Origin of the sequence: Porticoccus sp. (assembly GCF_041592135.1) — a bacterium.
Classification (GTDB): Bacteria; Pseudomonadota; Gammaproteobacteria; order Pseudomonadales; family Porticoccaceae; genus Porticoccus.
This window is the reverse complement of the sequence record NZ_JBFHQR010000119.1, coordinates 1-7,868: the sequence shown is the minus strand read 5'-3', so window position 1 is coordinate 7,868 and position 7,868 is coordinate 1. Positions and strand designations below refer to the sequence as shown.

Here is a 7,868-nt window from a genome sequence, read left to right as displayed (position 1 = left end):
TTTTCTTCCATCAGGGTGGCCCAGAGAATTCGCGCGGCGCGCAGCTTGGCGATCTCCATAAAGAAGTTCATGCCGATGGCGAAGAAGAACGACAGCCGCGGCGCAAACTTGTCCACATCCAGGCCGCTGGCAATGGCGGTGCGCACGTACTCGATACCGTCGGCGATGGTGTAGGCCAGCTCCTGCACGTTGGTGGCGCCCGCCTCCTGCATGTGGTAGCCGGAGATGGAAATGGAGTTGAACTTCGGCATGTGCGCGGCGGTATAACCGATGATGTCCGCGACGATGCGCATGGACGGCGCCGGCGGGTAGATATAGGTATTGCGGACCATGAATTCCTTGAGAATGTCATTCTGCAAGGTGCCCGCCAGCTTGTCAGGCGTCACGCCCTGTTCTTCCGCGGCGACAATGTAGTTGGCCATCACCGGCAATACCGCACCGTTCATGGTCATGGATACAGACACCTTGTCCAGGGGGATGCCGTCAAACAGGATCTTCATGTCTTCCACGGAGTCGATGGCCACACCGGCCTTGCCCACATCGCCCTCTACCCGCTCGTGGTCGGAGTCATAACCGCGGTGGGTGGCCAGGTCAAACGCCACCGACAGGCCCTGCTGACCGGCAGCGAGGTTGCGACGGTAAAAGGCATTGGATTCTTCCGCGGTGGAGAAACCGGCGTACTGGCGCACGGTCCAGGGGCGACCGGCATACATGGTGGCTTTGGGGCCGCGCTTGAACGGCGCAAAACCGGGCAGGTTGTCCTGGTAATCCAAACCGGCTACATCGTCCGCTGTATACAGCGGTTTAACGGCAATCCCCTCGGGGGTCTGCCAGACCAAATCCTCGGGGGTTTTGCCTTTGGTCTCTTTGATGACCAGATTGGTCCAGTCACTGTAGGAAGGTTTGGAAGTGTCGGTCATGGAAAGCTGCCTCAAGTAAACTCATCCCAGCACAACCCAATGGATTGGCTGTTTTATCGATATAGTTGGGTATAGCTGAATTTCCTGCCCGGCACCAATAACGGCCCTGGGCAGTAGTCAAAACGCCCTCTTAATGGGACTGTTTTGGAAGTGGAATGCACTATGACGGAGCAGAAGAATGGAAACAAGGGCAAAATTATTCCCAGAAACTCACACATTATTTCACATATGACCGCTATAACGGCTTATAACTGCTATCATATCCGCCAAACTCACATTTCATAGCAGGCCACCCCATCGCCACCATTTCGCACCATCACGTTGTCACCTGCCTGCACGGCATTCGCCAGCGGCAGCAGGATCGCCATGTGCTGCTGGCCCGAGCGGGTATCAACCCGGCGATAGTGGAGGACTCCAATGATCGCGTGCACACCGATCAGGTGGCGCGACTGTTCCGGCTGGTACAGCAGGAACTCAATGACGAATTCATGGGTTTCACGTCACAACCCTGCAAATACGGTGTCTTCGCCACGGTCTGCGACCTGGTGAAACACAGTAAAACCCTGGGAGAACTACTTGAGAAGGCGGTGGGTTTCTACAACCTGATCACCGATGCGGTGCGCATGGAACTGAGCTACCCGGACAATAACTGCCGTCTCAGCTTTACCCTGCAAAGACCCGAGCTGGACGTCGGTCACTTTATGACTGAATTCCTGATGGTGACCTGGCACCGCTTTCCCAGCTGGTATATCGGGGAATCCATCCGGCTGAAAGAAACACATTTCGTCCATCCGGCACCGGAACACCGCAACGAGGTGCGCATTATGTTCCCCGGCAATGTCCTGTTTAATCAGGACAGCAACAGCCTGTTTTTCGACAGCCAGTATCTGGACAAGCCCTTGGTGCGCACCAACCGGGAACTGGAGGCTTTTCTGGCCAGCAGTCCGGCGGACATCATGACCATTCCCGGCGAGGACAACAGCCTGGAGGCCCAGATAGAGAGAACCTTTTTGCGATCCAGCTCGCAGCGACCAACCTTTCCCAAAGCGGAACAACTGGCGGAGCAGATGGGCATCAGCCCCCTGACCCTGTACCGGCGGCTATTGCAGGAAGGCACCAGCTACCAGAAGATCAAGGACAATATTCGCCGCGAGATCGCCATCGACAAGCTGGTCAATGAAAACCTGTCCGTGGATGAGGTGTCGGACATTGTCGGCTTTGAGGAACCGCGCTCATTTACCCGGGCATTCAAGCAGTGGACCGGACTGTCGCCGCGAAACTACTGCAAATACCACCGCACCGGCTGAATCCGGGCGCTGTAGTACTACCGTTAGCGGACTCTGGAACCCTGTTTTTTTACTTGGCATTCGCGGTGCTGACGGTTTTACAACAGCCGGTTAGAGTTCCAGGCCACCGCCCACCACCACCACCTGGCCACTGATATAGTTGGATTCCGGGGTACAGAACAGGTATACGGCGTTGGCGGCTTCTTGCGGGGTACCGGGCCGGCCGAGGGGGATCAGGGAGGTCATCAGGTCCCGAATCTGGTCACTCACCCCAACGCGAATTTCCCGGCCCTCGACATTGATGCGGGCGTTGTCGCTGGCTGCACCTGTCAGCCTGGTCTGGATAAAGCCAAACGCCACGGCATTGACGTTGACGTTGTAGCGCCCCCACTCCTTACACAGGGTTTTGGTCATGCCCACCACCCCGGCCTTGGCCGCGGAATACGCCAGTTGTCCGGCATTGCCCCCCAGACCCGCGATGGATGAGATATTGACCACCTTGCGGTAGGCCTCCTGCCCCCCTTCCACTTCCAGGGCGTGATAGGACTTGATATAGGGCTGCGCGGCTTTGAGGATGCGATAGGGCGCCGTCATATGTACATCGATCATGGCATACCACTGCTCATCATTCATTTTCTGGATGACATTGTCCCAGGTGTATCCGGCATTGTTGACGATGATATCCAGGCCGCCAAAGCTATCCACCGCCGTTTTGACAAAGCGTTCCCCAAACCCCTCTTCGGTGACACTGCCGGTGCAGACCACCGCCCTGGCACCTTTCACACCGTTGGCGCGAATCGCTGCCACCACCTGGTCGGCCAGAGCGGCGTCCAGATCATTGACCACCACACTGGCGCCCTCTGAAGCCAGCTTCAGGGCAACCTCGCGGCCGATGCCCCGACCGGAGCCGCTGACCAACGCGACTTTCCCTGCAAGACTGCCGCTGTATTGACTATTCATTACCGCCATTCCCCCATCACCCAAGCGTGCACACTGAGCCATTCTAAGGCCTATTGGTATTATAGAAACAGCAAGCTATGCCGGTTTGTACGAGCTGACATCAAGATTTCAAAGGGATCAAAGGGATCAAAGGGATCAAAGGGATCAAAGGGATCAAAGGGGACAATCCGCCATGCTGCGCCAGAGTCCAATTTTCCTGCCCACCCGGTCCGGAAGGAAGGCGATAAGGCTGCTGCTCGGCACACTGAGAGGACCAACAGATTGTGGAGGAGATGATCGATAAATTGGCCAGGCTTTCAAACCAAAACAGCAAACCAAAACAGCAAACCGAAACAGCAAACCGAAACAGCAAACCGAAACAGCAAACCGAAACAGCAAACCGAAACAGCAAACAGGGAAACGGGCTCGCCCCACAGGCCTCCAGCCCGTATATGCCACCCTGGGAAAAATGCCCTTGTGAACTGCAGGCGCCTCAACGGAAGGGCTTAGGGCCTGGAGGGACATTGGCCAGATATTCACCTACGCCTGAACACCTATTGGCAACTATCCAGGTTTTTCAACGTCATGATATAGGACACCAGTTCCCAGCGGGTTCTCTCGCTATAACTTTGCTTCCATGCAGGCATAACTAATGAACCGCTGCGCTTACCATTGGAAATGGTGTTGTAGAGATAGGACGCATCGTAATGGCGACATTGCATTTTCCGCCCCCTGCCGCCAACGCCTTTTGCCCCGTGGCAATAGGTGCATACCTGGTTGAACAACCCCTCACCCGCGGCCGCCGATGCCGGTGAGGCAATCATTTTTGCCGCCTCCGCTGGACTGATGGTTCCATCGTCTTCCGCACTGGGCACACCACCGGCCAGCGCGGCATTCATAGTGAAAACCGACAACATCAGCGCAATACAAACACCATACAAGCGAATACTGGCGGTGAGCGCAGAGGCTATCGCACCACCAAACTTCTCAACCATCATTGAACATCCTTACCCTTTCAACGGGAGGGGGGAAACAGGGACCAAAACGGCCCCATTTAAAATGATTAGTCCTCCAGAGTGAAGGCAATCAAGGCTGCGCCACCGGGGAGGCCGACAAGGCTGGGGAATGCGCTGGTGGCAAAACCGAGCGCCAGGCCGCCGAGACCACTGGGTACCAGAATGTACTGTTTGCCATCTACCGCATAACTGATGGGGCCGGAACGGAAACCTGAACCGGCATTAAAGCTCCACAGCTCCTTGCCATTGTCCGCGTCATAGGCTTTGTAAATACCGGTGGCATCGCCGTTGAACACCAATCCGCCCCCCGTGGTCAACACAGACCCCATCCCCGGCACCGGATAGTCGATACTCCATTTCACTGCACCCGTTATTGGATCGCGGGCATCCAGGCGCGCCGAACCGGTTTTTTCTCCCGGAGGGGGGATCAGCTCGAGCATTGACACGCCAAAATAAACACCGGCCCAACCCAGTTTTTCTGGGTCCTGCGCCACCGGCACAACTTTGTTACAGAACTCCCAGCCGTTTGAATACCAGAGTCTGGTTTTGGGACTGTAGGCCGCCTGGTTCCAGCTTCTCGCACCGAGCACGGAGGGACAGAAAATATCCTCTTGGCCCTCTTTCGGGTCTTTGCGGCCCAATAGCTCACCGGTTTTGGGGTTGATGGATTTAACCCAGTTAACGCGTTTGGCAAATTGCCAGATGTTGTACGGCTTACCGGTAGCCTTATCAAGAACCGAGACAAAGCCCCCCTTATTGAGATGAACCAGGTATTCCTTGCCCTTGTGTTCTATGGTCATGATTTCATAGGCTGAATCATAATCCCAGCTGTCGTGTGGAACCTCCTGATGGTGCCACTTGAGTTTACCGGTCTTGCCTTCCAGCGCGATGATGCTCGCAGTGTACAGGTTGTCCCCTTTCCGGCCCTCTGCATAGAAGTCTGGCGCGGCGTTACTGGTACCAATGAAAATGGTGTCACTTTTTTCATCGTAGACCCCCACTGTCCAGGCGCCACCGCCACCGACTTTACCCGAGTCACCCGGCCAGCTTGCCGGGTCATCCTTGATGGTGTTGAAGGTCCAGACTTGCTTGCCGGTAATGGCGTTCACGCCAAAAATTCTGCCCTGCTGGGGCTGATCGCCTCCGGTGTGGCCGCTAAAGACGATATCGCCGGCCAGCTGCGGCGGAAAGGAAAAGTTGCAACCCTGACAATTGTGAAAGTCGGTCAGCTGAGTGGACCATTTTTCCTGACCGGTTTCCTGGTCGAGGGCGATGTAGCGGCCGTCCAATGTCCCCAGATAGACGTTGCCGTGACCCACCGTCACCCCTCGGCTTTGGGCCGCCCAAAAACTTTCCGCTGAGAGCGGTTCCAACTCCGGTTGATAGCGCCAGATGGTCTTGCCCGTTTTGCCCTCCACGGCAAAAACGTTGTTATTTGCCGCAACGTAATAAATGATGCCATCAATCGCAATCGGTGTGGCCTGAAGGCCCATCTGAATATCACCGGGCTGGTGAATCCACGCCACCTTCAGTTTTTTAACATTATCCTTGTTGATTTGGTCAAGAGGACTGTAACGCCAGCCTTTGGAATCCCGCAAATATTGCGGCCAGTCATCGGGGTTGTCTGCTGCGGACACAGATGTCATACACAACAGTGCCAACAGGCAACCCAAAACCTGTCCTGATTTTTTTAACGCCAACATACCCACCTTTAAATGCTCCCACTATTCTTTTAATTATCACCAATAGATCCAGCATTGTTTCCACTGGTTAGACCTTGAATGAAATCAATGACGCAGAGGGCATAACCCAACTCGACGATATCATCATCAATTCTTTCCAAAGCTGTCGAGCCATAAACCTCGTCGGTCAACAGTTCGTTATTTCCATTAAGGGCCGCTGTTCCCGACACCCTCCCGGCGCGAGAAACAAACTGCGCCGCCAGCGACTGGAGGGCCTGCCTGACCGGGATTCAGAAAAGGTCCGCCATGCCCAGTCTGGATCAGGTCTATCCTTTCCCCACTTGCTTTAGTAGACATCGGCGGGCCTTGGGGATCAAGGCGACCGCCCTTCGCAGCGGCTAAATACCCCCAGAAACTTATAGCCATCATTAAGCTGACCCTGCCAACGCTGACCGGGAAAAGGTCGATGATGTCTCTAACCAACCTTCTTCCCAACAAAGCCTGCGTGACGGGAAAAATGGCCGATGCGTAAAATCCAGTCTTCATACCTAATCACGGCACTATGCCCGCAGCAAAGGCGGCTTACAACCGAATAGCCACGCCCAGCGGCCGGACTATATCACCGCCTTCATCATTATCATAACAGCCGCTGGGACGCGCACTTGACCAGAAATCCCCTACCGTGCCGATGGGATCTGACCTGGTGATATCTCACTGGCTTTAGTACCTGTCCGCCTGAAAAAATTCACCGGCAAACTGAGTTAAAGCTATAAAATCCCGAAAACACAATGCTCCAAAAACCATCAGAAATGATAAAAGAGGTCTGGCAAAAGGATATGACTAAAGCACTAAAACAAACATCTCTGCTATGAAGCAGACTTCATGGACAAGTCATAGATCCCACTCTTCAAAAACACTTATGGCCCGAACCCTTGGCCCAGCGTTCACATCCCTCAGCTTTTTCCCGTCAAAAATCGGGAAAATAATCGCTTTATCGGGGAGTTAACGAGCGACGATCGCGCAGAAAAAGGATTATCAAAGTGCTGGGCAACTGCCCGCCGCGCCCCTTGTGATTGAGCAAATATGCCCATACCTGACTATTCTGTGGCCCAGCCAGAGACGTATCCCCCGCAGCACAAAATAGACTAGACACGTCAGAAAGAGCGTGGTTTAGTTGTTCCAAAAAAAGCCGGACAACGTCTCACAACTTCTTCATTAGAGCAGAAGCACAAACCGGCTCTTGAGGGCACCTCTTCTTTGGTTGGCCTTGCTTCCCGATTAACTGACGGCCCCAGGCCATGCGCAACACCATGAAAAAGAAAGAACTGTCGTCGTCGACATTTAAAATGCACTCACCAGGCGAAAGATGTAGCGCAATGGACGGCCTTGTCGGTTTTGTTGTGTTTTTCACCACCACAATAAATCGTGTTAGAGCAAGGTCCGGAATATGAACCTGAGATTAAAAACCTATTTATTTTTTGGCGCCTTGCTGATCATCACATTAATCGCGACAAGCGGCATACTCATTTCCAATGCCCGCCAGTCCGTCTACACCAAAGTAGAAAATGCCATGACGGCGGCAACACACTTGATTACCGTTGCCATGCCACCCACCCCCTCCAAGAACTCGCCCACCGCCCATCAACGCATGGCGAACCTGGTCAAGGTGCTGAGTGAAATCCGCGGCCTCTATATTATGGTCTACCGAAATGGGCAATTACTTTACGCTGGCGGCCCGAGTCCCAACGACGCGATCAATCCGCCAGCACTGTTCGTCAAGCTCCTTTCGCCGACGATCAAACCACTTATTACCCGTTCGGGGGGCGGGACCATTGTCATTTATGCCGCACCGCTACAGGAAATCAACGAACGCTGGCTGGATATCCGGGCACTGTTGACTCTGGGAACAGGACTTTCACTTTTCATCCTCCTGATTCTGTACGTAGGCATTAACCGAATTCTCAAGCCATTAGAGTATGTATCAAGAGCGCTATCCGGTTTTGAAAAGGGAGACTTACACCTGCG

The 7,868-nt window shown here is 54.2% G+C and carries 7 protein-coding genes; 2 read left to right on the top strand and 5 right to left on the bottom strand.

Going from position 1 to position 7,868, the window contains the following annotated elements; translation table 11 throughout:
• The coding region (locus ABY948_RS10025) for a methylmalonyl-CoA mutase family protein (RefSeq protein WP_461482397.1) at positions 1–920 on the bottom strand (920 nt) is incomplete at its 3' end.
• 368 nt (positions 921–1,288) lie between these two features.
• Here ABY948_RS10025 and ABY948_RS10020 point away from each other — a divergent pair.
• Complete coding sequence (locus ABY948_RS10020; RefSeq protein WP_461482396.1) at positions 1,289–2,227, top strand: AraC family transcriptional regulator; 939 nt, start codon at positions 1,289–1,291, stop codon at positions 2,225–2,227.
• Between the two features lie 90 nt (positions 2,228–2,317).
• Here the strand turns inward: ABY948_RS10020 and ABY948_RS10015 are convergent, their stop codons facing one another.
• The 4 genes from ABY948_RS10015 to ABY948_RS10000 all read right to left on the bottom strand — a co-directional run bounded on the left by ABY948_RS10015 (position 2,318) and on the right by ABY948_RS10000 (position 6,034).
• Positions 2,318–3,166, bottom strand: a complete 849-nt coding sequence (locus tag ABY948_RS10015) for an SDR family NAD(P)-dependent oxidoreductase (RefSeq protein WP_461482395.1) — start codon at positions 3,164–3,166, stop codon at positions 2,318–2,320.
• 533 nt (positions 3,167–3,699) lie between these two features.
• Complete coding sequence (locus ABY948_RS10010; RefSeq protein ID WP_461482394.1) at positions 3,700–4,143, bottom strand: c-type cytochrome; 444 nt, start codon at positions 4,141–4,143, stop codon at positions 3,700–3,702.
• Between the two features lie 65 nt (positions 4,144–4,208).
• Positions 4,209–5,807, bottom strand: a complete 1,599-nt coding sequence (locus ABY948_RS10005; RefSeq protein ID WP_461482393.1) for an outer membrane protein assembly factor BamB family protein — start codon at positions 5,805–5,807, stop codon at positions 4,209–4,211.
• Positions 5,808–5,893: 86 nt separating this feature from the next.
• Positions 5,894–6,034, bottom strand: a complete 141-nt coding sequence (locus tag ABY948_RS10000) for a hypothetical protein (protein WP_461482392.1) — start codon at positions 6,032–6,034, stop codon at positions 5,894–5,896.
• 1,256 nt (positions 6,035–7,290) lie between these two features.
• Here ABY948_RS10000 and ABY948_RS09995 point away from each other — a divergent pair.
• Positions 7,291–7,868 (top strand): hypothetical protein (locus ABY948_RS09995; RefSeq protein ID WP_461482391.1); only part of this gene is annotated, 578 nt, incomplete at its 3' end.